We start from the raw sequence: 26957 nt of genomic DNA, 5'->3' as shown, positions 1-26957 counted from the left end.
GTCGTCGGCACCGCTCGTACCGGTGCCCGTGCCGGAGGCCGAGCCCGTACCGGAGGCCGGGCCTGACCCGGAGTCCGAGCCCTGGCCGTCGCCCGAACCCGGGTCCCGGTCGGACGGGCCGCCGTCGTCAGCCTTGCCGGACCCGGAGCTGGAGCCGGTGCCGGTGCCGGTGCCGGTGCCGGTGCCGGCTGCGTCGGCAGGGGCTGCCGCGCCCGCCCGGGCGGGGTCACGCGGGACGAAGGCGACCAGCGGGCGGCCGCTGCCGCGCCTGAGGTCCAGGCGGGGGCGCAGGCCCGCCGCCCTGGCCAGCACCAGGCCCACCGAGATGGCGGCGGCAGCGGAGATCAGGCCGCCGGACAGGAAGCCGACCCGGGCCCCGTAGGTGTCGGTCACCCAGCCCATGACGGGGCCGCCGACGGGGGTGCCGCCGACGAAGACCATCATGTACAGGCTCATCACCCGGCCGCGCATGACGGGCTCGGTGGCGAGCTGCACGGTGGCGTTCGCGGTGGTGTTGAAGGTCAGCCCGAAGATGCCGATCGGCACCAGCAGCGCGGCGAAGAGCCAGAAGGCCGGCGCGAGGGCCGCGGCTCCCTCCAGCAGGCCGAAGACCGCGGCGGCTGCCACCAGCATCCTCAGCCGGGTACGGGTGCGGCGGGCGGCGAGCAGGGCGCCGATCAGGGAGCCGGCGGCCATCAGGGTGTTGAGCAGGCCGTAGGTGCCGGCGCCGCTGTCGAAGACCTTGTTGGCGAAGGCGGACAGCCAGATCGGGAAGTTGAAGCCGAAGGTGCCGATGAAGCCGACCATCACGATCGGCCAGATCAGCTCGGGCTTGCCGGCCACGTAGTGCAGGCCCTCGCGGAGCTGGCCCTTGGCGCGCGGGGCCCGTTCGATCTTGTGCAGGTCCGCGGTGCTCATCAGCAGCAGGCCGGTCAGCGGGGCGATGAAGGACAGGCCGTTGATCAGGAAGGCCCAGCCGCTGCCCACCGCGGTGATCAGCACACCGGCGACGGCCGGGCCGACCAGCCGGGCGGCCTGGAAGTTGGCGGCGTTGAGCGAGACGGCGTTGCGCATCACCGAGGGGCCGACCATCTCGACCACGAAGGTCTGCCGGGTCGGGTTGTCCACGACGGTGACCATGCCGAGCAGGAAGGCGATCAGGTAGACGTGCCAGACCTGGACGACACCGCCCAGGGTGAGTCCGGCCAGCAGCAGCCCGAGCAGGCCGAGCGCGGCCTGGGTGCACAGGAGGATCTGCCGCTTGGGGTAGCGGTCGGCGATCACTCCGCCGTAGAGGCCGAAGAGCAGCATCGGCAGGAACTGCAGCGCGGTGGTGATGCCCACCGCGAACGAGGAGCCGGTGATGCTGAGCACCAGCCAGTCCTGGGCGATCCGCGACATCCAGGTGCCGGTGTTGGACACCACGGCCCCGGTCGCGAAAAGCCGGTAGTTGCGGATCTTGAGAGCGCTGAAGGTGCCCGTTTTCGTGTCCGCGGGACGGTCAGGTTCGGTTGCGGCGTCTGGTCCGGCTGCCGAACTCAATCGGTACTCGCCTCCCCATTATCGGTTGCTGCGGTCGGATTACAGGTGCGCGAGCTTTTCGAGGACGGGGGCCGCCTGGCACATCACGGCCAGCTCCTCCTCCGTGAGGCCCTCGGCGAGCGAGGCCAGCCAGGCGTTCCGCTTGGTGCGGCTCTCGGCGAGGATCGCCGCGGCCTGATCGGTGCGGCTCACCACGACCTGGCGCCGGTCGTCGGGGTGCGGTTCCCTGCGGACCAGCCCTTTCGACTCCAGCATCGCCACGATGCGGGTCATCGACGGGGGCTGCACGTGCTCCTTGCGGGCCAGCTCCCCCGGCGTGGCGGAGCCGCAGCGGGCAAGGGTGCCGAGCACCGACATCTCGGTGGGGCTCAGCGTCTCGTCGACCCGCTGGTGGCGCAGCCGGCGGGAGAGCCGCATCACTGCGCCCCGCAGCTCGTTGACTGCGGCGCGGTCGTCCTCGGACAGTTCGGTCACGTTGCTTAGCCTAGCTCATTAGGTAGCCTAAGTACACTCTGCACGCAACACCCCCGCCCCGCGAGAGTTCCCCCGACCCGCACGTCCCTCCAGATCGTCCACTACGGCCCGGCCCCACGCCGCCCCCCGCGCGTTCAACCACCGGGCGCGCACATCTCACCCGAACGGGTGAGATGGCAGGCGAAAACGACACACATGGGCGCTCCTGCCCGCGACCGTGGGCACATGGCATCGAGAGTGCTCAGCCTGCGCATAGACGCAGACCTGTGGGACCGCATCCGCGAGCGTGCCGCCAAGCGCGGGATGACCGCACAGGACTACGTCGTCACGACGCTGGTCCGTGACGACTTCGACGAGCGGTTCACGGCCGCGGTCGAGGAGACCCGGCGTTTCTACGACCGCCGGCCGGACGGAACGGACCGGGACCAGGACCCCGACGAGGCCCCGGTCCCGGTCCCGGTCCCGCACCACGTCCCGCCCTACAGCAGCCCGAGCGCAGGCATCAGGTAGTAGAAGGCGAAGACGGCGGCGACCGCGTACAGCGCCACCGGGACCTGCTTGCCGCGCCCTGCCACCAGCCGCAGCGCGCAGAAGCTGATGAAGCCGATGCCGATGCCGTTGGTGATCGAGTAGGTGAACGGCATCAGCAGCATCGTCAGGAACGCCGGGATGGCGATGGTGAAGTCGCTCCAGTCGATCTCCTTGATCGACCCGGCCAGGATCAGGAAGCCCACCGCGACCAGCGCCGGAGTGGCCGCCTGCGCCGGGACCATGGTGGCCAGCGGCGTGAGGAACAGCGCGAAGACGAACATCAGCCCGGTGACGACGCTGGCGAGCCCGGTCCGCGCGCCCTCCCCGACGCCGGCGGTGGACTCCACGAAGCAGGTGTTCGCCGAGGACGAGCTGGCGCCGCCCACCGCGGTGGCGACACCGTCGATCATCAGCACCTTGTTGATGCCCGGCAGGTCGCCCTTGGCGTTGAGCAGCCCGGCCTCGTCGCTGACGCCGAGGATGGTGCCCATCGCGTCGAAGAAGCACGACAGCAGCACGGTGAAGACGAACAGCACCCCGGTCACGACGCCGACCTGCTGGAAGCCGCCGAAGAGGCTGACCTTGCCGATCAGGCCGAAGTCGGGGCTGGAGACCGGGTTGCCCGGCCACTTCGGCACCGTCAGGCCCCACTGGGCGGCCGGGACGTCGGCGACCGCGTCCACGATCAGGGCGAGCACCGTCATCGCGACGATGGAGATCAGGATCGCGCCCGCGACCTTGCGGATGATCAGCGCCAGGGTGAGCAGCGCGCCGAGGATGAAGATCAGCACCGGCCAGCCGTGCAGGTGTCCGTCGGAGCCGAGCTGCACGGGCACGGTGGTGTGCGCGGCGTCCGGGATGCGGGTGACGAACCCGGAGTCGACCAGGCCGATCAGCAGGATGAACAGGCCGATGCCGATCGCGATGCCCTTGCGCAGGCCCAGCGGCACCGCGGTCATCACCCGCTCCCGCAGCCCGGTGGCGACCATGATCATGATGGCGATGCCGGCCAGCACCACCATGCCCATCGCGTCGGGCCAGCTCATCCGGGGGGCGAGCTGCAGCGCCACCACCGTGTTGACGCCGAGCCCGGCGGCCAGTGCGATGGGCACGTTGCCGATGACGCCCATCAGCAGGGTGGTGAAGGCCGCGGTGATCACGGTCGCGGTGACCAGCTGGCCGCCGTCCAGGTGGTGGCCGAATTTGTCGACCGCGGAGCCCAGGATGATCGGGTTCAGCACGATGATGTACGCCATCGCGAAGAAGGTGGCCAGGCCGCCGCGGATCTCCCGTGGGATCGAGGAGCCGCGCTCCGAGATGCGGAAATAGCGGTCCAGGGCGTTGGCGGGCGGCCGGCCGGACGACCGACCCATGTCGACCGGAGCGGGGGCCGAGGTGGGCATGTGAGTCCTCAAAGGTGGCACGATCTCGCCCGCAGTTGGGCGATCATACGAATGTTTTCAGTCAACAGTGACGAGATTCAGTATGAATACCCAACTGGTCAAACACCATCTCCGCGCGTAGACCCCGGCCGTACGGCCTCCCTCCCGGCCCGGCGGGGCCGCCGCATACGATGGCGGGCATGAGCAAGCAGCGGAGTCCCCTGCGCGAGGCCCCCGAGCCGCTGGAGGCCAACGACGTGGCCACCGTCACGGTCGGCACGATCATCTGGTTCGCGCTCTTCGTCGTGCAGCTCCCCTTCTACGGCTGGTACTCCGACCACGGCCACACCTGGTTCATCTGGGCGTGCGCGGCCGGCGGCGTGCTGGGCCTGATCGGCCTGAAGTACGTGCGGGCCCGCCGCGACGCCATCGCGCGGGCGGCCGCGGCCGCCGAGGGGCAGACGCCCCAGCGCGCGTAACACCCCCGGCGCACAAGCACGCAGAACGGGGGGAAAGCCGCACTTGCCACGTACCGTCGGTCCATGACGGAACGCACGGGCGCCGGCGCGGGCTCGGGTACCGGCAACGACGCCGGCAGCGGTACGGACGCCGGGGTGGTCGCGCGGCACCCGGGGCTGAGCGGTGCGGAGGTGGCGCAGCGCATCGCGGCGGGCCAGGTCAACGACATCCCCGTGCGGTCCTCCCGCTCCACCGCAGGGATCGTCCGGGCCAACGTCCTCACCCGCTTCAACGCGATCATCGGCGGGCTCTTCCTGGTCATCCTGGTGGTGGGGCCGATCCAGGACGGCCTGTTCGGCTTCATCATCGTCGCCAACACCGCGATCGGCATCGTCCAGGAACTGCGCGCCAAGCGGACCCTGGACAGCCTCGCGGTGATCGGCGAGGCCAGGCCGTCGGTACGCAGGGACGGCGTGGCCAGCGAGATCTCCACCTCGCAGATCGTGCTCGGCGACCTGATCGAGATGGGCCCGGGCGACAAGGTGGTGGTCGACGGGGTGGTCGACGAGGCCGACCGCCTGGAGGTCGACGAGTCGCTGCTCACCGGCGAGGCGGACCCGGTGGTCAAGCACGCCGGCGACACGGTGATGTCCGGCAGCTTCGTGGTCGCCGGCGGCGGCGCCTTCACCGCCACCAAGGTCGGCCGGCAGGCCTACGCCGCCCAGCTCGCCGCCGAGGCGTCCCGCTTCACGCTGGTCGACTCCGAACTGCGCCAGGGCATCAGCCGGATCCTCAAGTACGTCACCTGGATGATGATCCCGACCGCGATCGGGCTGATCATCAGCCAGTTCACCGTGGACAGTCACGACACCCGCGAGGCGGTACGCCGTACGGTCGGCGGCATCACGCCGATGGTGCCGGAAGGCCTGGTGCTGCTCACCTCGATCGCCTTCGCGATCGGGGTGGTCAGGCTCGGCCGCAAGCAGTGCCTGGTGCAGGAACTGCCCGCTATCGAGGGCCTGGCCCGGGTCGACGTGGTGTGCCTGGACAAGACCGGCACCCTCACCGAGGGCGGCATGGACGTCACCGCGCTGCGGATCCTGGACGGTGGCGACGAGGCGTACGCGGTCCGCGCGCTGGCCGCGCTCGGCAGCGTCGACCGGCACCCGAACGCCAGCCTGCAGGCGGTCATCGACGCCTATCCGCCGGGCGGCGCGGCGGACTGGCGCGGCACCGGGACGCTGCCGTTCAGCTCGGTCCGCAAGTACAGCGGCGCGGCCTTCACCGAACCGGACGGCACGGACAGTACGTGGCTGCTCGGCGCGCCCGACGTGCTGCTGCCTGCCGGGCATCGCGCGCTCGGCGACATCGGCCGGCTCAACGACGAGGGGCTGCGGGTTCTGCTGCTGGCCCGCGCGGAGCGCCCGCTGGACGACCCGCAGGTCGCCGCCTCGGTGCTGCCGGTGGCGCTGGTGGTGCTCGAACAGCGGTTGCGGCCCGACGCCCGCGCGACCCTGCGCTACTTCGCCGAGCAGGACGTGCAGGCCAAGGTGATCTCCGGCGACAACGCCGTGTCGGTCGGCGCGGTCGCCGGCAAGCTCGGGCTGCCGGGGGCCGAGGACCCGGTGGACGCACGCGATCTGCCGCGCGAGCGCGACGCGCTGGCGGCGGCGCTGGAGCGCGGCGCGGTCTTCGGCCGGGTCGCCCCGCAGCAGAAGCGGGACATGGTGGGCGCCCTGCAGTCCCGCGGCCACACCGTGGCGATGACCGGTGACGGCGTCAACGACGTGCTGGCCCTCAAGGACGCGGACATCGGCGTGGCCATGGGCTCGGGTTCCGAGGCGACCCGGGCGGTCGCGCAGATCGTGCTGCTGGACAACAGCTTCGCGACGCTGCCCTCGGTGGTGGCCGAGGGGCGCCGGGTGATCGGCAACATCACCCGGGTCGCGACGCTGTTCCTCACCAAGACGGTGTTCTCCGTGCTGCTCGCGGTGCTCGTGGTGTGCTGGCAGGTGCCGTATCCGTTCCTGCCGCGGCATCTGACGCTGCTGTCGACGCTGACCATCGGGGTGCCGGCCTTCTTCCTGGCGCTGGCGCCCAACAAGGAGCGGGCCAGGCCGCACTTCGTCCACCGGGTCATGCGGTACTCGACACCCGCCGGGCTCATCTGCGGGGTCGCGGCCTTCGTGGCGTATCTGATGGCGCGCCACCACTACACGGGGGCTGGATCGTTGGGCGCGGAGACCAGTGCGGCGACGCTGACGCTGTTCCTGACCGAGATGTGGGTGCTGGCGATCGTCGCCCGCCCCTACACCTGGTGGCGGGTGACGCTGGTGCTCGCGATGGGCCTGCTGTTCGTGATCGTGCTGGTCACACCGTCGTTGCAGCGCTTCTTCGCGCTGCGCCTGGTCGGCACCCTGGTGCCGTGGTCGGCGGCCGGGATCGCGGTGCTGGGGGCGGTGGCGCTGGAGTTCTCCTGGGCGCTGGTGCGGCGCAGGGAGGCCGCGGCGGCGTGAGCGGCGGCGCCACCGCGGGCGGCGGGGTCAGTCGAACCAGCGGTCGCGGGCCAGCTCGTCGGTGCGCGACGGGTCCTCCAGCAGCGCGGCGAGCTCGAAGCGGCGCTCCCAGCGGCCCGCGGCCCAGGCCAGGCCGGCCGCGACGCCCTCGACGGTGGCGGCGTGCAGCGTGCCGTCGGCGTAACGCCAGTCGACCTCGACACCGCCGGCGAGCAGCAGCTCCTCGTGCTCGACGTAGGAGGCCGGGGCACCCGGCAGCAGGTCGTGGACGGCGGGAAGCACCTGGTGCGGCTCGCCCTGCGAGGTCACCGCGGCGTCCACGGCCTCGCTGAGGCGGCGCACCTGGAAGAGCTCGGCCAGGTCGGCGGCCAGCCGCGGGGGCACCGGCAGCAGCGCGAGGCCGCCGGACAGCGGCAGCAGGTCGGGGGCGTCGGCGACCAGGGCGTCGGCGGCGTCCACGACGACCGTCTCCCCGTCGAGCACCGCCCGCAGCTCGTCGGGCAGCGTGACCTGCTCGGGATCGAGCTCGGCCAGGGCCGCGTAGAGGCGGTGCAGCTGGGCCGGGGCGACCGTACGCTCCGGGTCGGCGAGCCGGGCGAGCAGTTCGGCGGCGCCGCCCGGTTCCGCCAGCAGCGCGGCCACCGTGGTGCGGACGCCGAGCGCCCGCAGCACCTGCTCGTCGACGGCGGTGTCGGTGTGGGCCTCGTCGTAGAGCCCGGCGAGCAGCCGGTCGCCGCCGGCCGCGCGCAGGCCGACCGGGCGGCGTCCGTCCAGGACGGGGTGGTCGCGCAGCCACCAGGCGGCGTAAGGGCGTACGGATTCGGTGGTGCCGTCGGGGAGCAGCACGCGGACCGGGGCGGTGACGGCGTCCCGCAGCGGCGGCCGGGAGAGCAGCGCGAGGGCCTGCGGCCAGGCGTCGTCGTCCACCAGGTCGAGGTCGCGCACGCCGATGATCTCGGTGGCGACCGGCGGCACGTCGGTCTCGGGCAGCTGGTCGAGTACGTCCTCGCACCAGACGTCCACGGCGTCGAGCAGGCCGACGTCGTCGGGTTCCGCCCAGTCGCTGTCGCGCGGTTCGAGGTCGTCGGGGTCCAGGACCACGTCGGCGGCCTGGACCAGGGCGAAGGTGGCAAGCACGCCGACCGCGGTCAGCGGCTGCTCGCCCCAGCGGTCGGCGAGTTCGGCGTCCACGGTGCCGAGTTCACCGGTCCGCAGGACGGCCTCCAGCGGGCTGCCGGGCAGGACGAGTTCGCCGGCCGGGGCCAGCTCGCCCTCGTCGTCGGGCAGCGCGAGCGCGGCCAGCCACGGTTCGTCGCCGGGCGCGAGGCCGGCGGCGCGGGCCAGCGCCAGGACGGTGTCGGCGAGTTCGTCGGCGTCCAGCCCCCGCTCGTCCTGGTCCCAGGCGGTGTCCTCGTCCAGGGAGGCGGCGACCGCGGCCCGTACCTGCGGGGTGGTCAGGACCGCGCGGGGTGTGGCGGGGGCGGCGCCGAGCTTCTCCAGCAGCGGGTGGGCGGCCTCCGGGTGCGCGACCCGCAGGCCGAGCCTGGCCAGCAGCGCGGGGTCGACGGCAGCCGGGTCGTCGCCCGGCACCGGCAGCAGCACCTGCCGCGGGCCGACCACCGTACGGCCGTCGGCGAGCGGTACGGGCAGGCCGCTGAGGACGTCGGCGTCGGTGCCCGCGAGGGCGTCGTAGAGGCGCCACCACCAGGCGGCGGGGCGCTCGGTGCCGGAGAGCCGGTCGACGGCGTCGGCCAGCGACAGCCGCGCGACACCCAACTGGCGCAGAGCGGGGCGGCGTTCCAGGGCGGACGGCACGAGGGTGGGCAGCACCTCGGCCAGGACGCGCACGGCCTCCGCGGTGGCGCCCTCGACGACCTCGGCCTCGACGGGCCGCAGCGCGTGGCTCTCGCCGGCGAGCGGGCCGCCGCCGTCCCAGCCGTCGGCGTCCGCGTCGGGAGCCACGAAGGAGGCGTCCGGCGGGACCTCGGCGGCACGCGGCAGGAAGGGGGTGCGCGGCAGCTGCGCCAGGATGCGGCGGCGCAGTTCGGCGTCCAGCACGCCCTTGCCGAGGGGCCCGGGCACCAGGTCGACCACGCCTGCGCCGCTCGGGCGCCAGCCGGCGAGCAGCCGGACGTAGGCGTCGGCGGCGCGCTCGACCAGGAAGTCGGTGAGCGGCCCCGGGGCGGAGTGCCTGCGGGTCGGGTCGAGCGGGAGCGAGGCAAGCAGCAGGGCGGGCAGGCCGAGCGGTTCGTCGGTCGGCGTCGGGGCGTGCACGACGTCGGCGGTGCGGGGCGCGGCGGGCGAGCCGTCGGGCGCCACGGGCACGGCCCAGGTCACCGACCAGACCGGGCGCAGGCGCTCCTCGACCGGGCGGTCGGCGAGCAGGTCGGCGGTCAGGGCGCCGCCGTCGCCGACGACCCGCCAGCGGGTGGCGGTGGGCGCGTCGGAGTCCTCCACCAGGACGTCGCCGTCCTCGGCCTGACGGCGGGTCAGGGTCCGCACGCCCGCCGGGGTGTCGACGACCACCTCGGACAGGCCGGGCAGGGCGAGCAGCAGCGCGTCGTCCACGGCGGCCAGCAGCCGCCCGGCCAGGTCCTCCGCGGCGCCGTCCCGCAGCGGCAGGACGACGACGGTGTCGTACGTGTCCGGCGCGCTGCCCTCCGCGGGCAGCGGCAGCCGCAGCAGCGGGACATGGCCGTCCCGGCGGCGCAACTCCTCGCCGAGGCCCGGGACTTGTGCGGCCAGCTCGCGCGCCTCGGCCAGCGACCAGCGGACACCGCCGCTGCGCCCGACCACGGCGGGCTCGTCGCTGACGGCGAGGACGGCGGCGAAGCCGACGCCGAAGCGGCCGACCGCGGCGGGTCCCTCGTCGCGCTTGGCGGAGGCGCGCAGGGTGGACAGCGACTCCACGGCGAGCGCGTCCAGCGGGGCGCCGGTGTTGGCGGCGGCGAGCAGCGCGGGGGCGTCGGCGGTGGGCTCGTGGTAGGTCAGCCGGAGGCGGCCGGGGACGCCGGCCCGGGTGGCGGCGTCCGCGGCGTTCTGGGCCAGCTCGATGATCAGCCGGTCGCGGTGGCCGCCGAGGGCGAGGTCCTCCTCGGCGTTGGCGTCCTCACGGAAGCGGGCGGCCGACGCGGCCCAGGCGGTGAGGACCGCCCGGCGCAGATCCGCGGTACGGAAGGGGTCGGGGTGGCCTTCCGGGGGCGTCCGGATTACGCCTGCGCGGGTCACGTGCGGTCCTTCGCTCGCCGGGTACGCCCCTGTCGGGGCCGTGCACGGTGACCGTACCGCCATTCGGCGTGCCCTTCATCCCACCGCCCGGGCCGCGGGAGGCCCGCCGGGTCCCCCCGCCGCCGCCGGGTGGCCGCGGGGCGCCGGGAGGGGCCGTGCAGGGCCTCAGGAGGGGCCGTGGTCCTCCCCGCCGGAGCTGCCGGGGCCGGCGGACGCGCCGGACCTGCCAGAGCCGCCCGGCCCGGCCGGATCGGCGCCGTCCGAGGCCTGGCCGGCCGCGCTGCCGCCCGTCGCCGCGGCGTCGCCCGCCGCGGCAGGGCGCAGCGACAGCGGGTCGGTGTCGTGCAGCTCGTCGAGGACCATCGGCGCGGGCTGCGGCGGACGCGGCATGACCGCGGCCTCGGAGTGGCCGCCGCATCCGTAGCCGAGCGAGACCACGTGGCCGTCGGCCGGCGAGAACTCGTTGGCGCAGATCCCGAAGGCCTGGCTGAGCGAGCCGGTGATCGGCACCAGGAAGCCGCAGCTGACGCAGTTGGCGGGCGCGGCCTGCGCCATCGCCGTCTTGGGCCCGAACTGCTCGTCCCAGCGGTCCGCGGCGGCGTGCAGCCCGTAGCGGGACAGCACCCGGGGGCGGCCGAGACCGAGCTGCCCGGCGATCGAGCCGATCGTCGCCACGGACGGCACGACCAGGTCGACGCCCTCCTCGGCGTCCGCGCCGGGCTCGCCGGCCGGCGGCTCGTCGTCGCCGGTCCAGCCCGGTTCGAGCCGCAGGTCGTCCGCCTCGGTGGGCAGCAGGTCGCCGGGGCCCATGTCGCCGGGCCGCAGCCGCTCGCTCCACGGCACCCACTCGGGCGCCAGGATGGAGTCGGCGCCTGGCAGCAGCACCGTTTCGTCGACGGTCACGGCCTTGGCACGGGACGCCCTGGTCAGCGTGGTGGCCCAGCGCCAGCCGCGGTAGGCGGGCTCGGTACAGGCGAAGAAGTGGGTGACGACCCGGTCGCCCTCCGCGGCGACCCCCAGGTGCGCACCCACCGACTGCGGCCCCGCCGCCTCCAGCGTGACCGCCAGGGCAACGTCGACGGCCTCGGCGCACAGGCGGTCAGGGGTACGGCTTCGCATCGCTGCACTCACAGAAATCGTTTCTCTCTCTACGCCGTCTCACGTGTGCGCTCGCGGGCGGAAGGACCCGACGCGGAGAGTTGCAGCGGAGCGGACCTGCGGACCGCTTCGACGCCTATTTTCCCTGCCTCATCCGGTCCTGCCCGAGCGTCCTCGGGCGCACCTGTTGCCACCCATTCTGCGTGATCGCACGGTACCTGTGCGCACCACGCCAGCAAAGGAGGGGGTGAGCTCTCTTCCGATTGGGGCAGGATTGCGTCATGGCAAGAACCGACACCGCCGCCCGAGGGCCTGTGCGCAGAGCCGGACACGTCCTCGTTCGGGGCGTGGGCGGTCCGGCCGGAGCGCTGGGCCGGCGTATCCGGCGTACGACACATGCCGGAGGCGCGGGCGAGTCCGGTCTGGCGAAGTTGATCGAGCTGCACGCGGTCAACTCCGCCGGCGACATGATGATCACCGTCGCTCTGGCCAGCACTGTCTTCTTCTCGGTGCCCAGCGGCGAGGCCCGTGGCCGGGTCGCGCTGTATCTGCTGGTGACGATGGCGCCCTTCGCGCTTCTCGCACCGGTGATCGGCCCGCTGCTCGACCGGCTGCAGCACGGACGCAGGGCCGCGATGGCGGTCTCGATGATGGCCAGGGCCGTGCTGGCCTGGACGATGGCCGGGGTGATCTCGACCGCCGGGCTCGGCCTGTATCCGGCGGCGCTCGGCGTGCTGGTGTCGTCGAAGGCCTACGGCGTGGTGCGCAGTGCGGTGGTGCCACGGCTCTTGCCGGGGCGTACGACCCTGGTCAAGGCGAATTCCCGGGTCACCCTGTCGGGCCTGCTGGCCACCGCTGTGGCGGCCCCGGTCGCCGCGGGGCTGAACGTGATCGGCCCGCAGTGGCCGCTCTACGGCGCTTTCGTGGTCTTCATCGGCGGCGCCCTGCTGTCGCTCTCGTTGCCCGGCAAGGTCGACTCGGCCCGCGGCGAGCAGCGGGTGCGGCTGTCGGCGGACGAGGAGGCGCAGCCCGAGCCGACCGGCATCCCGGGCCGCAAGCCGGGGCTGCTGGGCGTCGGCTCCTCGGTGCTGCACGCCCTGCAGGGCAACGGCGGGCTGCGCTCGCTGTCCGGCTTCCTGACGATGTTCCTGGCCTTCATGATGCGCGAGCACCCGCTCGGCGGGCTGTCGCCGGCGATGTCGCTGGGCGTGGTCGGCGTGGCGGCGGGTGTCGGCAACGCGTTCGGCACCGCGCTCGGCGCCTGGCTCAAGGCGCGCGGCCCCGAGGTGATCATCGCCGCCGTGCTGATCTGCGCGCTGACCGCGGCGACGCTGGCCGCGGGCTGGTACAGCCTGGTCACGGTGGCCGCGCTCACCGCGGTGGCCGGTATCTCGCAGGCGCTGGCGAAGCTGTCGCTGGACGCGCTGATCCAGCGCGACGTGCCGGAACTGGTGCGGACCTCCGCCTTCGCCCGCTCGGAGACCGCACTCCAGCTGTCCTGGGTGGTCGGCGGCGGCCTCGGCATACTGCTGCCGCTGAACGGCCCGCTGGGCATGGGGTGCGCCGCCGGCCTGGTGGCCCTGGCGTTCCTGCTGTCCGTACGCGGCCTGTTCGGGGCCGCCCGCCGCGGCAGTACGGCCCGCGCCCGGGTCGCCTAGCGCGGCCATACGCCCACGGCCCGCGCCCGGACGGCAACCGGGGAGTGCGGGGACGTACCGCGGCGGTAACCCGTACGGGTCGCGTCGCGGACGGCCGGGGCGGGCCCCACCTGGGGACACGCGCACCCCCGCGCGGACGGGGCGCAACCGCCCGGTAGCCTCCTGCCATGAGCATTCGCCGCGCTGCCACCACCATCGGTGCCCTCTCCCTCGGGCTCGTCGCCCTGACCGCCTGCGACAAGCCGACCGCGATGGCGACGGTGACCGTGGGCAGCAAAAGCGTGCAGGCGGAAGCCGCGGACAAGTGCTACGACGGCGGCAAGAAGCTGCCGCAGGCGATCTTCCTGGCGTGCCTGCAGACCACCCCTGTGCACCACATCACCGTCCCGGTCGGGGACCAGGTGCGGATCGGCGTCGACCCGTCGATCGCGAAGAAGGGCTGGCTGATCGCCCAGGGCACCACCCTGGTCACGCCGGAGCCGCTCAAGGACAAGACGTACTGGTCGGTGGACAGCGAGCAGCTGTTCAACTCCCAGGACCAGCAGACCGGCGGGACCACCACCGCCAAGAAGGTGACGCTGAACATCGTGGAGTCGGCCGACACCAGCGGCGAGGCATCCTTCCGGGTCATCCAGTTCACCCTGGTCCGGGGCAAGTAGGGCCGTGCGCGACCGCCGCAGGCGCGTGCTGGTGCTGACCGCGGTCGGCGCCGAGCGGGACGCTGTCGCAGCGGGTCTGGCGGCCGCGGGCGAGGCCGCCGGCGGCACCGAGGTGAGCGTGGCGGGCGTCGGCCCGGCAGCCGCGGCGGCCGGCGCGATGTACGCGCTGACGTGGGCGGCGGAGGGCGGCGAACGGCCCGCTCTGGTGGTCTCGGCGGGCATCGGCGGCGGTTTCGCGCCCATGGCGCCGGTGGGCTCGCTCGCCGTGGCGCGGACGATCGTGGCCGCCGACCTCGGCGCGCAGACCGGCGAGGGCTTCGTCCCGGTCGCCGACCTCGGTTTCGGCCGCTCCGAGCACCACCCGCCCGCGCGGCTGAGCCGTGCGGTGGCCGACGCCCTCGGCGCCGCCTACGGGCCGGTGCTGACGGTCTCCACGGTGACCGGGACCGCGGCCCGCGCCGCGGAGCTGGCGGGCCGTCATCCGGGGGCCGTGGCCGAGGCGATGGAGGGCTTCGGGGTGGCGGAGGCGGCGGCGCTGCTCGGCGTGCCGGTGCTGGAGATCCGCGCGGTGTCCAACCCCGTCGGCCCCCGGGACCGCGCGGCCTGGCGGATCGGCGAGGCGCTGGCGGCGCTGACGTCGGCGTTCGGGAAGCTCCCGGGCGTCTGGGAGGTTGAGGCAGCACATGACGACACCTAGCCGCGACACCAGCGAGGGCGCCGGGCCCGACCCGCTGCGGATCGCGTACTCCCCCTGTCCCAACGACACCTTCGTCTTCCACGCGTGGGCGCACGGCCTGGTGCCGGAGGCGCCGCCACTTGAGGTGACCTTCGCCGACATCGACATCACCAACGGGATGGCGGAGCGCGGCGAACTCGACGTCCTGAAGGTGTCCTACGCGGTGCTGCCGTGGGTGCTCGACGACTGGGCGCTGCTGCCGTGCGGCGGGGCGCTGGGGCGCGGCTGCGGGCCGCTGGTGCTGACCCGCGAGCCGGGCACGGACCTGGCGGGGCGGACGGTCGCGGTGCCCAGCGAGCGCTCGACGGCGTATCTGCTCTTCCGGCTGTGGGCGGCGGCCGAGGTCCAGGGCGGCGTCGGGGAGATCGTGGTGATGCCCTTCCACGAGATCATGCCCGCGGTGCGCGACGGCCGGGTGGACGCGGGCCTGGTGATCCACGAGGCGCGCTTCACCTACCAGAACTACGGGCTGCACAAGCTCGCGGACATGGGCGAGCACTGGGAGGCGACCACCGGCCTGCCCATCCCGCTCGGCGCGATCATCGCCCGCCGGTCGCTGGGCAAGGAGCGGCTGCACGCCCTCGCCGACGCGGCCCGCACCTCGGTGCGCATGGCGTGGGACGACCCGGCGGCCTCCCGCGACTATGTGCTGGCGCATTCCCAGGAGATGGATCCGCCGGTCGCCGACCAGCACATCGGCCTGTATGTGAACGAATTCACGGCCGACCTCGGCACGGACGGATACGCCGCCGTACGGGGGCTGCTCACTCGGGCGGCCGCCGAAGGCCTGGTGCCCGCGCTGAGCGCGGACGCGCTGGCTTTCTGAAATATTGCCCCGCCATTCGCGGGGGCCGAAAAAGGCGGTGCGGCGCTTTACCGGACTATGGGACTCCGGTAAAACGCCGCCTTCCGGCACCTCGGGTGTCGCCCCGCGTGTTACGGCGCGCCGCCGCTAAACGTCGAGCTGGTCGGCGACCACCCTCAGCACGGACGCGATCTTGTGGCCGTGGGCCTTGTCGGGATACCGGCCGCGCTGCAGCGACCTGGCGACGTCCTCGAGCAGCGTGGTGAGGTCCTGGACGATGGGCAGCAGCTCGTCCGGCTTGCGCCGCTGGGCCGCGGCGACCGAGGGTGCGGGGTCCAGCAGGGTCACAGAGAGCGCCTGATCACCGCGCTGGCCCGCGACGACCCCGAATTCCACGCGCTGGCCGGGCTTGAGCGCGGCGACCCCGTCGGGCAGCACAGAGGAGTGCACGAAGACATCGCCGCCGTCGTCGCGGGAGAGAAAGCCGAAGCCCTTCTCACTGTTGAACCACTTGACCTTGCCGGTAGGCACGTCCGACCTCGTCCTCATTGCTCGAAATTGCTCGAAACCGCTCGGTAAGACAGCGGCGGATCCACCGGAGACCCGCTGACACCAAGGCTAATGGCCAGGTGCTGTGTGACAAGACGGCGAGGTCCCGTTCCCGCGCGCCCCACAGCACGGACCTACCCTTGTGCGGTGAGCAAACAAACCAGGGCCGCCGGTGACCTGCTCGTCAGGATCGGCGCGATCGTCTTCATCGTCGGGGCAGCCGGCACGCTGGCCACCGTGGCGCCGCTGCTGCTCGGCACCCGCCGGCTGCCGACGCCGGCGTATTTCGTGTCGATGCTGATGGGGGTCGGGCTGGCGCTCGCGCTGCTCGGGCTGCTGCGGTCCGCGCTCGCGCAGCGTCACCCACAGGCGTGAATTGCGAGGTCAGGCGGCTGCCGAGGTGTGAGCAGCGAGCCAGCCGGGAAATTCTCTGAGGTCGGCAAGTACGACATCGGCCCCCGCCGCCCGCAGCTCCGCCGCGCTGCACGGCCCGGTGGCCACCCCCACCGACAGGGCGCCCGCCTTGTGGGCTCCCCTGACATCACCGGTGTGATCGCCGACGTAGACGGTCGCACCCCACTCGACCAGCGCCTCGGCCTTGGCTTCCGCCCAGAGCCAGCCGCGCAGCTCCGCCTCGATGCCGACATGGGCGAGGTGCAGCTCGGCGTTGGGACCGTATTTCGCGGTGACGACCACCGGACGCCCGCCCGCCGCCCGGACGGCCGCCACCGCCTCGGGGGCGCCCGGCATCGCGGGCGTCGGAAGGATGGCGTGGTCGGGGTAGAGCGTGCGGTAGCGCTCCGCCATCTCCGGGACGCGCTCGCGGGGGAACCAGTTGACCAACTCGTCGTCCAGCGGCGGGCCGAGCCGGGTGACGGCCAGACCGGAGTCGATGAAGACGCCCGTCTCCGCCGCGAGCCGGCCGTACACGGCCTTGATCCCGGGCCGGGAGTCGATCAGGGTCATGTCGAGGTCGAAGCCGACCGTCAGGGTCGGCGGAACGGAGGAGAAGTCGTTGGTCACAGCATCCATTGTCACCTGTGCGGTCAACCTCCCCCCGGAGGTCCGGGCGGCAGCCCGTATAGTTAGCGCAGCCTAAGCTAAGCCCTGCCCGGCGCCAGACGGTCGCCGCCTCCCGGAGGACCGCCTGACATGCACTTGCGCCGCCGCACCGGCTGGATGGCCGCGGCGACGGTGGCACTGCTGCTCGCGGTACTGCTCAGCCTGGCGGTCGGCAGCCGGGAGATACCGCCCTCGCAGGTGCTCGACGCGCTGCTGCACGGCGGCACCAGCCAGAACGCCGAGGTCGTCCGCAGCCTGCGGGTGCCGCGTACGGTGATCGGGATCATGGTCGGCGCCGCGCTGGCGGTGGCCGGGGTGGTCATGCAGGGCGTCACCCGCAACCCGATCGCCGAGCCCGGCATCCTCGGAGTGAGCCAGGGCGCCTCGCTCGGCGTGGTGTGCGCCATCGCCTACGCCGGGGTGGGCACGCTCAGCGGCTACGTCTGGTTCGCCTTCGCAGGCGCCGGAGCCGCGGCCGTCGCCGTCTACGCGGTCGCCGCCCGCGGCAGGGGCGGCGCCTCGCCGGTCAAGCTCGCGCTGGCGGGCGCGGCCATGAACGCGTTCCTGACCTCGATCGTGTCCGGGGTGCTGACCACCGACGCGCAGACGCTGGACACCTACCGCTTCTGGCAGGTGGGTTCGCTGTCCGGCCGGGACACCGACATCATCGCGATGATCTGGCCCTTCCTTGCGGTGGGCCTGCTGCTGGTGCTGGCGATGGCCCGCGGCCTGGACGCGCTCGCGCTCGGCGAGGACATCGCCAAGGGCCTGGGGCAGAACGTGGCGGTGCTGCGGCTGACCGGAGCGCTCGGCGCCACCGTCCTGACCGGCGCCGCGGTCGCCGCCGCGGGCCCGATCGCCTTCGTCGGCCTGGCCGTGCCGCACCTGGCCCGTGCGCTGGTCGGCACCGCACACCGCTGGGTGCTGCCGATGGCGGCGCTGCTTGGCCCGGTGATGATCCTGGTCTCCGACGTCGTCGGCCGGATCGTCTTCCCGCCCTCCGAGGTCCCGGTCGCGGTGATGACGGCGCTCATCGGCGTGCCGTTCCTGGTGGCGCTGGTGCGCCGCAGATCGGTGGTGGCGGCATGACCGCGACACGTACGGCCGCCGGGGCGCCGGAGCGCGTACGGCCCGCGGGCTACGCCGTCGTACGCCCCGGTGGGCGCGGGTCCTTCCTGGTACACCGGCGCTCGCTGGCCGTCACCTGCGTGCTGGCCGTGCTGCTGGCGGCGGTCTGCGTGGCGTATCTGTGCGTCGGGGAGTCCTTCGTGGCGCCCGGCGAGGTGGTGAAGGTGGTCTTCGGGCAGCCGAGCCCGGACCAGCTGGTGGTCGGCGAGCTGCGCGAACCGCGGCTCGCGCTCGGGCTGCTGGTCGGCGCCGCCTTCGGCGTGTCGGGCGCGCTGATCCAGACGGTCGCCCGCAATCCGCTGGCCAGCCCGGACGTGATCGGCGTGACCCATGGCGCGGGCGCGGTGACGGTGGCCGCGATGACCTACGGCGTGACCTCGTACAGCGCGCTGCCGTACCTCTCGATCACCGGCGGGCTCGGCGCGGCGGCCCTGGTCTACGTCTTCGCCTGGCGGCGCGGGCTGCACGCGGCCCGCTTCGTGCTGATCGGGATCGGCTTCTCGGTGGCGCTGTCGTCGGTGACGCAGCTCTTCTTGACCAAGGGCGACTACCTGGTCGCCCAGCAGGCCAAGGTCTGGCTGACCGGTTCGCTCAACGGCCGCGGCTACGCCGAGGCGCGGCCGCTGGCCAACTTCGTCCTGCTCGCGGTGCCGTGCGCGCTGTGGGCGGCGCGGGCGCAGCGCACGGTGTCCTTCGACGACGACACCGCGACCGCGCTGGGCATCAGGCTGGGCCGGATCAGATTCGGCCTGGTGGCGCTCGGCGTCGTCCTGGCGTCGGTCGCCACCGGGGCGGCCGGGCCGGTGGACTTCGTGGCGCTGCTCGCCCCGCAGATCGCCCGCCGGCTGACCAGGACCGCGCAGATCCCGCTGCTGGCCTCGGCGCTGACCGGCGCGCTGGTCGTGGTGGTCGCCGACCTGCTGGCCCGCAAGCTGTTCTCGCCGACCGAGCTGCCGGTCGGCGTGATGACCGCCGCCGTCGGCGCGCCCTACCTGATGTGGCTGATCGTCCGCAGCCGCAGCCGTTCCGGAGAGCCGTCATGACGACCCCAGAGTCCACGCCCGCGCGGCCCGTTCCCGCCCAGCAGGCCGCGCCCGCACCCCGGCTCGCGCCCTCGGCGGGCAACCGGCTCGCCGCCCGTGACCTCACCCTCGCCTACGAGGACCGGGTCGTGGTCGACGGGCTCGACCTGGAGATCCCCGACGGGCGGGTCACCGTCATCGTCGGCCCCAACGCCTGCGGCAAGTCCACCCTGCTGCGCGCCCTCGGCCGGCTGCTCAAGCCCCGGCACGGCTCCGTGCTGCTGGACGGCGCCGAGCTGGCCCGGGTCCCGACCCGGCAGATCGCCAGGACCCTGGGCCTGCTGCCGCAGTCGCCGGTGCCGCCGGAGGGCATCACGGTCGCCGACCTGGTCTCCCGCGGCCGCCAGCCGCACCAGAAGTGGTGGCAGCAGTGGTCGGAGTCCGACGAGCGGCTGGTCGCCGAAGCCATGGAGCGTACGGCGACGAGCGACCTGGCCGGCCGACTGGTGGACGAGCTGTCCGGCGGCCAGCGGCAGCGGGCGTGGATCGCGATGGCGCTGGCCCAGGACACCGACCTGCTGCTGCTCGACGAGCCGACGACCTTCCTCGACATCGCCCACCAGGTCGAGGTGCTCGATCTCGTACGCCGCCTCAACCGCGAGCGCGGGCGGACCGTCGTCGCGGTGCTGCACGACCTCAACCAGGCCGCCCGTTACGCCGACCACCTCATCGCGATGAAGGCCGGGCGGATCGTCGCCGAGGGCGCGCCCGGCGAGGTCGTCACCGCGGAGCTGGTCCGCGAGGTGTTCGGCCTGGCGTCGGTGGTCGTGCCCGACCCGGTGACCGGCAGCCCGCTGGTGGTCCCCGGCGCCCCCTGGCAACTCCCCGACGACGGCGCAGCGCAGGGCGTCACCGCAACTCCGCATCCCTGAACGGAGATCCGCCATGTCAGGTAGCCGCAGCACCCGTTCGACCCGCCTGCCGGCTGTCGCCGCCGTGCTGCTGTGCACGGCTCTGGCGGCGGCGTGCAGTTCACCGTCCACGTCCTCGGGCGGCGCCCCCGGCGACGCGTCCGGCAGCGCCTCGGGCACGCACACCGTGGACACCGCCATGGGTCCGGTGAAGGTGCCAAGCCATCCGCGCCGGGTGGTGGTCCTGGACACCGCGGAGCTGGACTCGGCGATCACCCTCGGAGTCAAGCCGGTCGGTGCGACCAGCGCGGGCACCAGCAGCGGCTTCCTGGACTACCTGCCGCAGGGCCAGGTCGCCGGCATCGCCGACGTCGGCGAGATCGCCGACCCCAACCTGGAGGCGGTCGCCGCGCTCAACCCCGACCTGATCCTCAGCAGCAAGGTCCGGGACGGCGCTCACTACGACGCCCTGTCGAAGATCGCACCGACCGTGCTGACGGAGTCCACCGGGGCGCCCTGGAAGGCCGACTTCCAGCTGCACGCGGCCGCGTTGGGCCGCACCGCGCAGGCCGCGCAGGCGGTCGCCGCGTATCAGGCGCACGTGGCGAGGGTCACCGCCGCGCTCGGCGGCAGCGCGAAGGCGGCGGCGACCACGGTGAGCATGGTGCGCTTCGTGGAGGGCGCGGACATCCGGCTGTACGGCAACGCCAGTTACATCGGCACGATCCTCAAGGACGTGGGCCTGGCCCGGCCTTCGGCCCAGGACGTCGACCGGCTCAACGTCGACGTCAGCCCCGAGCAGATCGGCACGGCGGACGGCGACGCGCTCTTCTACGCCACCTACGGCGATCCGAAGGCCGCCAAGGAGACACAGGTGACGGGGAGTCCGCTGTGGAAGCAGCTCACCGCGGTCGGCGCGGGACACGCCCACCGGGTGGACGACCAGCTCTGGTACCAGGGCATCGGCTACACCGCCGCCGGCAAGATCCTCGACGAGCTGCAGCAGGACCTCACCGCGAAGTGAGGCCGGGCTGTGGGGGGTTGGGGGCCGGGTCAGGCCGACCTGCGGTTCCGCCACAGCAGATACAGCGCGGTGCCGACGGCGGCCAGCCGCACCACCGGCGGGTAGGCGTCCTGGAAGGCGGGCCCCATCTGGCCCTGCGCGATCGGGGTGCCCCACTTGCCGACGTCCCGGCCCCAGATCCACACGACCATCCCGGCCGCGAAGGCGCCCGGGATGACCAGCACCGCGAATTTGGCCTGCGGCCGGCTGAGGCGGCGCGAGAGGTAGGCGACCAGCCAGCCCAGGCCGAGCGGGATGAGCGAGCCGATCGCGGCTCCCACGACCAGCAGTGCGGCGGCCAGCAGCAGTACCGGGCTGCCCCAGTTGCGGGGGACGCCTTCCGGGCGCGGGCCGCGCCGCAGCAGGCGGCGGCGGCGCGGTGCCGTTGCCGGCTCGCCGGTTTCGGCGTCGTCGGCCGCGTCGGCGTCCTCCGGGGCGGCCGGGGCGCCCGGCTTGCCCGACAGGCCCTCGGGGGTCAACTCCTCGTCGTCGAACGGGATGAAGACGCCGCCGGTCATCCCCGGCAGCCCGGCCAGCTCGTCCCCGGGCCGGGGCCGCCCGCCGCGGCCGTCCCCCTGCCACCACTCCCGGCCGTTGTCGTCCCGGCCCCGGCCCTGGTCCCCGTCGTCCGGGCGGCCCGGCTTCGGCACCTGCGGCCCCCGCGCTTTCGCGTAGGGCCCGTACGACCCGGGCGGCGGCTCCTCCACCGGGGGCGCCGCCTCGCGCCGCGACCCGGGCGTAGTCGCGGCGGCCTCCACCACGTCGTCCGGGCTGCCGATCCGGCCCAGGATCTGCCGCACCGCCGCCGCGGAGTCGGCTCCGCGCCGCTCCCGGTCGATGTCGTTGCGCAACTGCGCGACCAGTTGCATCCGCTGGGCGGCGGGCAGCGCGGTCTGAGCCAGGTCTCCGACCCGGCTCAGATAGTCGAACACCAGCCGATCGCTCTCGACCCCCACCGCCCAAACCCCCAGACGCCACCCGGGACTTCACCTCCGCCGACCGTACCGTGCGGCTGCCGCCGCGGCACGCCAGCCCACCCCGATTCCCCCGGGCACCGACCCGAAGGGGCAGCCCGGTCCGCCCCGGACCACCCGCCGGTGGTGGGCTGAGCACGCAGTTCCCCGCCCCCCCGACGGGGCACCCCCTCCCCCAGACCCGAGCCCCGAAGGGGCGGCCCGGACCGCCCCGGGCCAAGCGGCCGTGGGCGCGAGAGGGCTGGGCCTCCCCCGGAGGGGATGGGTGTCGGCGGGATCGGGTGGGCAGGGCCTAATGTGGGAGGGATGACGACCGGAGGCCACAGCGGTGCCCCGCGCACCCTCGCGGAGGACCTGCGCGCCCGTGACGACGGCGCGCTGGTGGTGCTGTTGCGCGCGCGGCCGGATCTGCTGGCCCCGGTGCCGACCGACCTGACGCAGCTGGCGACCCGGGCCGCGACCCGCACCTCGGTGCTGCGGGCGCTCGACCACCTCGACGCCTTCACCCAGCAGACAGCCGAGGCGCTGGCGCTGACCGCGGACGGGTGCCCGTACGAGACGTTGCGGGCGCTGATGACCGGGCGCTCGGACGGCGCGGGGCCCGGTGAGCCGCTGGACCCGGCGGTCGCCGACGCCGTGGCCGCCGCCCTGCCGGGGGCCGTCGCCGCGCTGCGGGAGCGCGGGCTCGTCTGGGGCGAGGACGACCGGCTGCGGCTGGTGCGTACCGCACGGGACCTGCTCGCGCCGTCCGCCGCGACGCCGTCCGCCACCGGGCTCGGCCCTTCCGTGGCCGAGGCGACGTCGGGGATGTCGCCCGCCAGGCTGCAGGAAGTGCTTTCGGACGCCGGGCTCGCCGGGACGCACGACCCGCAGAGCGCGATCACCGCGCTGGCGGAACTGTTCGCCGACCCGGTGCGCTTCGGGCAGCTGCTTGCGGCCGCACCCGACGGCGCCCGCGCGGTGCTCGACCGGCTGGTGTGGGGGCCGCCGTACGGCGAGGTCAGGGACGCGACGGCGGCCGTACGGGCGTCCGGCGCGGCCACCCCCGTGCAGTGGCTGCTGGCCCGCGGCCTGCTGCTGCCGGCCGGCCAGCACAATGTCGTGCTGCCCAGGGAGGCCGCGCTCGCCCTGCGCGGCGGCCGCGCCCACCGCACCCCGCAGCCGCTGCCGCCGCCGCTCGACCCGGTGGCGCGTACGGCGAAGACGGTGAACGCCACCGCCGCCGGCCAGGCCTTCACCGCCGTACGCACGATCACCGACGTGCTCAAGGAGTGGCAGTCCGGCGGCCCGGCGGTGCTGCGGGCCGGCGGCATCAGCGTCCGCGACCTGCGGCGTACGGCCGGCGCGCTGGACCTCACCGAGCCGCAGACCGCTTTCTGGCTGGAACTCGCCTACGCGGCCGGCCTCATCGCCACCGACGGCGAGCTCGACGAGGCCTACGCCCCCACCCCCGCCGCCGACGAGTGGCTGCTGCTGCCGGCCGAGCGGCAGTGGGCGGCGCTGGCGTCGGCCTGGCTGGCAGCGACCCGCACGCCGGGGCTGGTGGGCAGCCGCGACCCGAAGGGCAGGGCGCTGGCGGCGCTCGGCCCTGACCTGGACCGTTCGCTCGCGCCTCAGGTACGCAAAGGTGCGCTGCGGCTGCTCGCGGCACTGCCGGTCGGCTCCGTGGCCGGCCGGGAGGAACTGCTGGCCCGGCTGCGCTGGGAACGCCCGCTGCGGGCCGGCGCCGAGGCGCTGCGCGAGGACCTGCTGGGCTGGACGCTGCAGGACGCCGAGACCCTGGGCCTGACCGGCCGCGGCGCGCTCGCCGCGCACACCCGCCCGCTGCTCGGCGCCGAGCCTGACCGGGGCCGGGCCGCCGCGCTGCTCGCGCCGCTGCTGCCGGAACCGCTCGACCACGTGCTGCTGCAGGCGGACCTGACCGCGGTCGCGCCCGGCCCGCTGATCGCCCCGCTCGCCGAGACGCTGGGCGTGCTGGCCGACATCGAGTCCAAGGGCGGCGCGACCGTCTACCGCTTCACCCCCGAGTCCGTGCGCCGCGCCCTGGACGCCGGGCGTACGGCGGCGGAGTTGCAGGCCTTCCTGACCGAGCACTCCCGTACGCCGGTGCCGCAGCCGCTCAGCTATCTCATCGACGACGTGGCCCGCAGGCACGGCACGCTGCGGGTCGGGGCGGCAGCGGCGTATCTGCGCTGCGACGACGACGCGCTGCTGACCGAACTCCTCGCGGACCGCCGCGCCTCCGGGCTCGGCCTGCGCCGGCTGGCCCCCACGGTGCTCGCCGCGCAGACCGACCCGTCGACGCTGCTGGAGCGGCTGCGGGCGATGGGGCTTGCGCCGGCGGCGGAGTCCGCCGAGGGGGACGTGCTGATCACCCGGCCCGACGCCCGCCGTACGCCGCCGCGCAGCGCGCCCCTCCCCGTGCCGGACGGGCCGCCCGTCCCCGACCCGGCGCTGCTCGGGCTCGCGGTCAAGGCCATCAGGGCCGGCGACCGTGCGGTGACCGCGGTCCACCGCGCCCCCTCCGACCCGCCCGCCGGCCTCCCCCGCACGCCGGCGGCGGACACGCTGGCGACGATGCAGTCCGCGGTGCTGACCGGGGAGTCGCTCTGGATCGGGTACGTCAACGCGGAGGGCAACGCCACGCAGCGCGTCATCGCACCGGTGCGGGTCGAAGCCGGTTACGTCACCGCGTACGACCACACGGCCGACGAGGTCCGTACGTTCGCGATCCATCGCATCACGGGTGTGGCGGAACTCGCCGAAGACCCGGCCTGACCTTGGCCCATGCCGGGCCTTACCCCACCCCTCGGCCGGTGGGCCGCCCCGCACCGGGCTGCCGCCCGTTCCCCCCGCCCCTGACGGGCGCCGCCTGGCCGCGGAGGGCAACCCCCAAGGGGCGCGAGGAACCGCCCGCGCAACCCACCACCCGCCGATGGTCCGGAGCGGACCGAACAGCCCCTTCGGGCCGGTGACGAACCTCGCCCCGGTGGGGGCTGGTCGCGCAGTTCCCCGCGCCCCTGGGGTGGTGGCGGTCCGTCGCCACACTGCGGCAAGTGGGGGGCTTGTCGCGCAGTTCCTCGCGCCCCTGTGGGCTCGGGTCCTCCGCACAGGGCGAAAGGGCTAGCGCGGCGGATCGTTGCGGGAGCGTTGCCACCAGTGGGTGCGGTGGGGGTGGAGGGCGGAGCCCAGGCGGCGGCCCAGGAGGACGTAGCCGATCAGCGCGCCCAGCGTGTTGAGGATGACGTCGTCGATGTCGAACGCCCGGCCCTCCACCAGCGCACCCTGCGTCGCCTCGATGAGGACCATCACCAGCGCGGTGACGACGGCGACCCGGACAAAGCCGCGGGCGCGGGGGAAGAGCATCGGGAGCAGGACGCCGAAAGGGACGCCGAGCAGGACGTTGCCGCCGATCTGCTTGACCGTGTCGCGCAGGGCGGGCTGGTCGAGGTAGGCGCGGATGGACGCGCCGGGCCGCAGGTTGGTGTGGATGAGCGCGTCGGAGGCCGGTGACGGCACCAGCGTGACCTTCGCCAGCGCCACCGCGAACGCGACCATGCAGACGATGGCCACGGCCAGGACCGCGGCTCGCGCGAGCGTCGGGCCGAGGGTGCGGCGTTGCAGCACCGGCGGCGGGGTCTTACGTTCGCGGGGCCGCGGTCGCGGTCGTGCCGTCGGCGTCGGCTTCGGGGTTGCCCGGGCCTTCGGCTGGGACTTCGGCCGGGGCTTGGCAACCGCCCTCGGCTTCGGCTCCGCCTTGGGGGCGGGCGGGTCCTCGGGCTTCGGCCTGCGCATCCGGTCGAACAGTGCGACTCGGGTCGCCATTGCCGTACCCCCCTCAGTGAACGCCTTCAAGGCGCCGCTTACCCGGGTCCGGCCGCCGTACGCCGGGTGACGGCGTAGGCGGCCGGAAACCGTCTCCCCATCGCGAGGGGGTGGCCGCGATGGTTACCGGGTGTTACTGCGGTGGCAGCGTCAGCCGTGCTGCCCGCGGCGGCGTCGCGCCATGAAGATCAGCGTTCCGCCGGCCCCGAGCACCGCGACCGCCGAGGCGGCGATCCACTCCACCCCGTCGGCACCGGTGTGCGGCAGTCCCGGGGGTGTGGTGGGCGGGTGCGAGGGGTGGTGGTGACCCGGCGGGGTCGTCGGCGGCGTGCTGGTGGGCGGCGTCGTCGGCGGGTGGCTCGGGTGGTGCGTCGGCGGGTGCGACGGGTGGTGCGTGGGCGGGTGGCTCGGGTGGTGCGTCGGCGGCGTCGTGGGAGGCGTCGTCGGGGGCGTCGTCGGCGGGTGGCTCGGGTGGTGCGTCGGCGGGTGCGACGGGTGGTGGTGACCTGGCGGGTGGTGCGGCGGGTGGTGCGGCGGGTGGTGCGGCGGGTGGGACGGGTGGTGCGTCGGCGGCGTCGTCGGCGGGTGCGACGGGTGATGCGTCGGCGGGTGGCTCGGGTGGTGCGTCGGCGGGTGCGACGGGTGGTGGTGACCCGGCGGGTGGTGCGGCGGGTGGGACGGGTGGTGCGTCGGCGGCGTTGTCGGGGGGGTCGCCGGCGGGTGCGACGGGTGGTGGGACGGGTGATGCGAGGGGTGGTGGGGTGGCGGCTGGTGTGGGTGGTGATGCGAAGGGTGGTGCGGGTGGTGATGGGTCGGCGGGGCGTACGTCGGCGGGGTGGTGGGCGGACAGCTGGTCGTCTGGTCCGGCCACGAGGTGTCCGGGCCGGCGTCCTGCCACGAGGCGTCCGGGGCGGTGCCTGGCCATGAGGTGTCAGGACCGGTGGTCTGATCGGAGGGCTGGGAGTGCCCGAAGCCGGAGGACGGCCACCCGTCGCCCGGCCCACTGCCGCCGGCGCCGGCGGATGCGGAGGCGGAGGCGGGGAGCAGCAGGCCGGCCGCGGCCATGACTCCCGCGACGACGACAGCCGAGGAGGCCGCGAGCGCGCGGAACGTCCCCCGCCGGCGCGGCCCGGTGGAGGGATGCGTCTGCTGATGATCCATGGGGGCAGAAAACATCAAATACGACTAATCCCGATGTAAGCCACGGGTAAGAGCGGGCCAATTCCCACGGATGGCGCCGCCGCCCTGCGGCACCCGGGGCACTGGGGAGCGCCCCGCGCCCCGACCGGGCTGCACAAGGCCCCCGGGCTGCGGGCGCCGCGGGGAAGGCCGGGC

Annotated in this window: 22 protein-coding genes and 1 pseudogene; 13 read left to right on the top strand and 10 right to left on the bottom strand. The window is 74.1% G+C overall.

Going from position 1 to position 26957, the window contains the following annotated elements; translation table 11 throughout:
- Positions 1-207 precede the first annotated feature (207 nt).
- Positions 208-1542: pseudogene (locus OG702_RS22115) on the bottom strand (MFS transporter); the annotation flags it as partial.
- A gap of 39 nt (positions 1543-1581) precedes the next feature.
- Positions 1582-1959: a MarR family winged helix-turn-helix transcriptional regulator gene (locus OG702_RS22110; RefSeq protein WP_327293318.1), complete on the bottom strand. Its 378-nt coding sequence runs from the start codon at positions 1957-1959 to the stop codon at positions 1582-1584.
- Between the two features lie 282 nt (positions 1960-2241).
- Here OG702_RS22110 and OG702_RS22105 point away from each other — a divergent pair, with 282 nt between their 5' ends.
- Entirely contained in the window at positions 2242-2526 is a 285-nt protein-coding gene (locus OG702_RS22105; protein WP_327290650.1) for a hypothetical protein, read from the top strand.
- On the opposite strand, the gene OG702_RS22100 is transcribed toward OG702_RS22105, so the two are convergent.
- Complete coding sequence (locus OG702_RS22100; protein WP_327290649.1) at positions 2496-3950, bottom strand: NCS2 family permease; 1455 nt, start codon at positions 3948-3950, stop codon at positions 2496-2498. The two genes, OG702_RS22105 and OG702_RS22100, sit on opposite strands and share 31 nt — an antisense overlap.
- Before the next feature lie 179 nt (positions 3951-4129).
- Here OG702_RS22100 and OG702_RS22095 point away from each other — a divergent pair, with 179 nt between their 5' ends.
- Positions 4130-4408, top strand: coding sequence for a DUF2530 domain-containing protein (locus OG702_RS22095; protein ID WP_327290648.1), 279 nt, complete (start codon positions 4130-4132; stop codon positions 4406-4408).
- Positions 4409-4471: 63 nt separating this feature from the next.
- Positions 4472-6904: an HAD-IC family P-type ATPase gene (locus tag OG702_RS22090; RefSeq protein WP_327290647.1), complete on the top strand. Its 2433-nt coding sequence runs from the start codon at positions 4472-4474 to the stop codon at positions 6902-6904.
- Positions 6905-6931: 27 nt separating this feature from the next.
- Here OG702_RS22090 and OG702_RS22085 read toward each other — a convergent pair whose 3' ends face one another.
- Positions 6932-10132 carry a sacsin N-terminal ATP-binding-like domain-containing protein gene (locus tag OG702_RS22085; protein WP_327290645.1) on the bottom strand — a complete coding sequence of 1067 codons (3201 nt, stop codon included), beginning with the start codon at positions 10130-10132 and terminating at the stop codon, positions 6932-6934.
- Between the two features lie 165 nt (positions 10133-10297).
- A complete protein-coding gene (locus tag OG702_RS22080; RefSeq protein ID WP_327290644.1) occupies positions 10298-11251 on the bottom strand; it encodes a DUF3027 domain-containing protein in 954 nt (317 codons plus the stop codon).
- A 260-nt stretch (positions 11252-11511) separates the two neighbouring features.
- Here OG702_RS22080 and OG702_RS22075 point away from each other — a divergent pair, with 260 nt between their 5' ends.
- From OG702_RS22075 to OG702_RS22060, 4 genes are all read left to right on the top strand, one after another.
- The gene (locus OG702_RS22075; RefSeq protein ID WP_327290643.1) at positions 11512-12888 is read left to right on the top strand and encodes an MFS transporter; all 1377 of its coding nucleotides are present in this window, start codon (positions 11512-11514) and stop codon (positions 12886-12888) included.
- A 167-nt stretch (positions 12889-13055) separates the two neighbouring features.
- On the top strand, positions 13056-13547 hold the full coding sequence (locus OG702_RS22070) for a hypothetical protein (protein ID WP_327290642.1): 492 nt from the start codon (positions 13056-13058) through the stop codon (positions 13545-13547).
- A gap of 4 nt (positions 13548-13551) precedes the next feature.
- Entirely contained in the window at positions 13552-14244 is a 693-nt protein-coding gene (locus OG702_RS22065) for a futalosine hydrolase (RefSeq protein ID WP_327290641.1), read from the top strand.
- Positions 14231-15109, top strand: a complete 879-nt coding sequence (locus OG702_RS22060) for a 1,4-dihydroxy-6-naphthoate synthase (protein WP_327290640.1) — start codon at positions 14231-14233, stop codon at positions 15107-15109. Before OG702_RS22065 ends, OG702_RS22060 begins: the two co-directional genes overlap by 14 nt.
- 126 nt (positions 15110-15235) lie before the next feature.
- On the opposite strand, the gene OG702_RS22055 is transcribed toward OG702_RS22060, so the two are convergent.
- The gene (locus tag OG702_RS22055) at positions 15236-15619 is read right to left on the bottom strand and encodes a cold-shock protein (protein ID WP_033173507.1); all 384 of its coding nucleotides are present in this window, start codon (positions 15617-15619) and stop codon (positions 15236-15238) included.
- Between the two features lie 165 nt (positions 15620-15784).
- On the opposite strand from OG702_RS22055, the gene OG702_RS22050 reads away from it, so the two are divergent.
- Positions 15785-16012: a hypothetical protein gene (locus tag OG702_RS22050; protein WP_327290639.1), complete on the top strand. Its 228-nt coding sequence runs from the start codon at positions 15785-15787 to the stop codon at positions 16010-16012.
- Positions 16013-16021: 9 nt separating this feature from the next.
- On the opposite strand, the gene OG702_RS22045 is transcribed toward OG702_RS22050, so the two are convergent.
- Entirely contained in the window at positions 16022-16669 is a 648-nt protein-coding gene (locus tag OG702_RS22045) for an HAD family hydrolase (protein WP_442814498.1), read from the bottom strand.
- A gap of 120 nt (positions 16670-16789) precedes the next feature.
- On the opposite strand from OG702_RS22045, the gene OG702_RS22040 reads away from it, so the two are divergent.
- Genes OG702_RS22040 through OG702_RS22025 form a run of 4 tightly spaced genes read left to right on the top strand, consistent with a single transcriptional unit; the run spans position 16790 to position 20784 of the window.
- Positions 16790-17788: a FecCD family ABC transporter permease gene (locus tag OG702_RS22040; protein WP_327290637.1), complete on the top strand. Its 999-nt coding sequence runs from the start codon at positions 16790-16792 to the stop codon at positions 17786-17788.
- Positions 17785-18870: a FecCD family ABC transporter permease gene (locus OG702_RS22035; RefSeq protein WP_327290636.1), complete on the top strand. Its 1086-nt coding sequence runs from the start codon at positions 17785-17787 to the stop codon at positions 18868-18870. The genes OG702_RS22040 and OG702_RS22035 overlap by 4 nt, the downstream gene beginning before the upstream one ends.
- Positions 18867-19781 carry an ABC transporter ATP-binding protein gene (locus OG702_RS22030; protein ID WP_327290635.1) on the top strand — a complete coding sequence of 305 codons (915 nt, stop codon included), beginning with the start codon at positions 18867-18869 and terminating at the stop codon, positions 19779-19781. The genes OG702_RS22035 and OG702_RS22030 overlap by 4 nt, the downstream gene beginning before the upstream one ends.
- Before the next feature lie 13 nt (positions 19782-19794).
- Positions 19795-20784 carry an ABC transporter substrate-binding protein gene (locus OG702_RS22025; RefSeq protein ID WP_327290634.1) on the top strand — a complete coding sequence of 330 codons (990 nt, stop codon included), beginning with the start codon at positions 19795-19797 and terminating at the stop codon, positions 20782-20784.
- 29 nt (positions 20785-20813) lie between these two features.
- Here the strand turns inward: OG702_RS22025 and OG702_RS22020 are convergent, their stop codons facing one another.
- A complete protein-coding gene (locus OG702_RS22020) occupies positions 20814-21779 on the bottom strand; it encodes a hypothetical protein (protein ID WP_327290633.1) in 966 nt (321 codons plus the stop codon).
- A gap of 324 nt (positions 21780-22103) precedes the next feature.
- Here OG702_RS22020 and OG702_RS22015 point away from each other — a divergent pair, with 324 nt between their 5' ends.
- Positions 22104-24575 carry a helicase C-terminal domain-containing protein gene (locus OG702_RS22015; RefSeq protein ID WP_327290632.1) on the top strand — a complete coding sequence of 824 codons (2472 nt, stop codon included), beginning with the start codon at positions 22104-22106 and terminating at the stop codon, positions 24573-24575.
- A 345-nt stretch (positions 24576-24920) separates the two neighbouring features.
- Here the strand turns inward: OG702_RS22015 and OG702_RS22010 are convergent, their stop codons facing one another.
- Complete coding sequence (locus OG702_RS22010; RefSeq protein ID WP_327290631.1) at positions 24921-25622, bottom strand: VanZ family protein; 702 nt, start codon at positions 25620-25622, stop codon at positions 24921-24923.
- Between the two features lie 150 nt (positions 25623-25772).
- The gene (locus OG702_RS22005) at positions 25773-26783 is read right to left on the bottom strand and encodes an LPXTG cell wall anchor domain-containing protein (protein ID WP_327290630.1); all 1011 of its coding nucleotides are present in this window, start codon (positions 26781-26783) and stop codon (positions 25773-25775) included.
- Positions 26784-26957: the final 174 nt, after the last annotated feature.

Origin of the sequence: Streptomyces sp. NBC_01198 (genome assembly GCF_036010485.1) — a bacterium.
In the GTDB taxonomy this organism is placed as follows: domain Bacteria; phylum Actinomycetota; class Actinomycetes; order Streptomycetales; family Streptomycetaceae; genus Actinacidiphila.
Note: the sequence above shows the minus strand (reverse complement) of the source record. Positions and strands in the feature narration are given on the sequence as shown.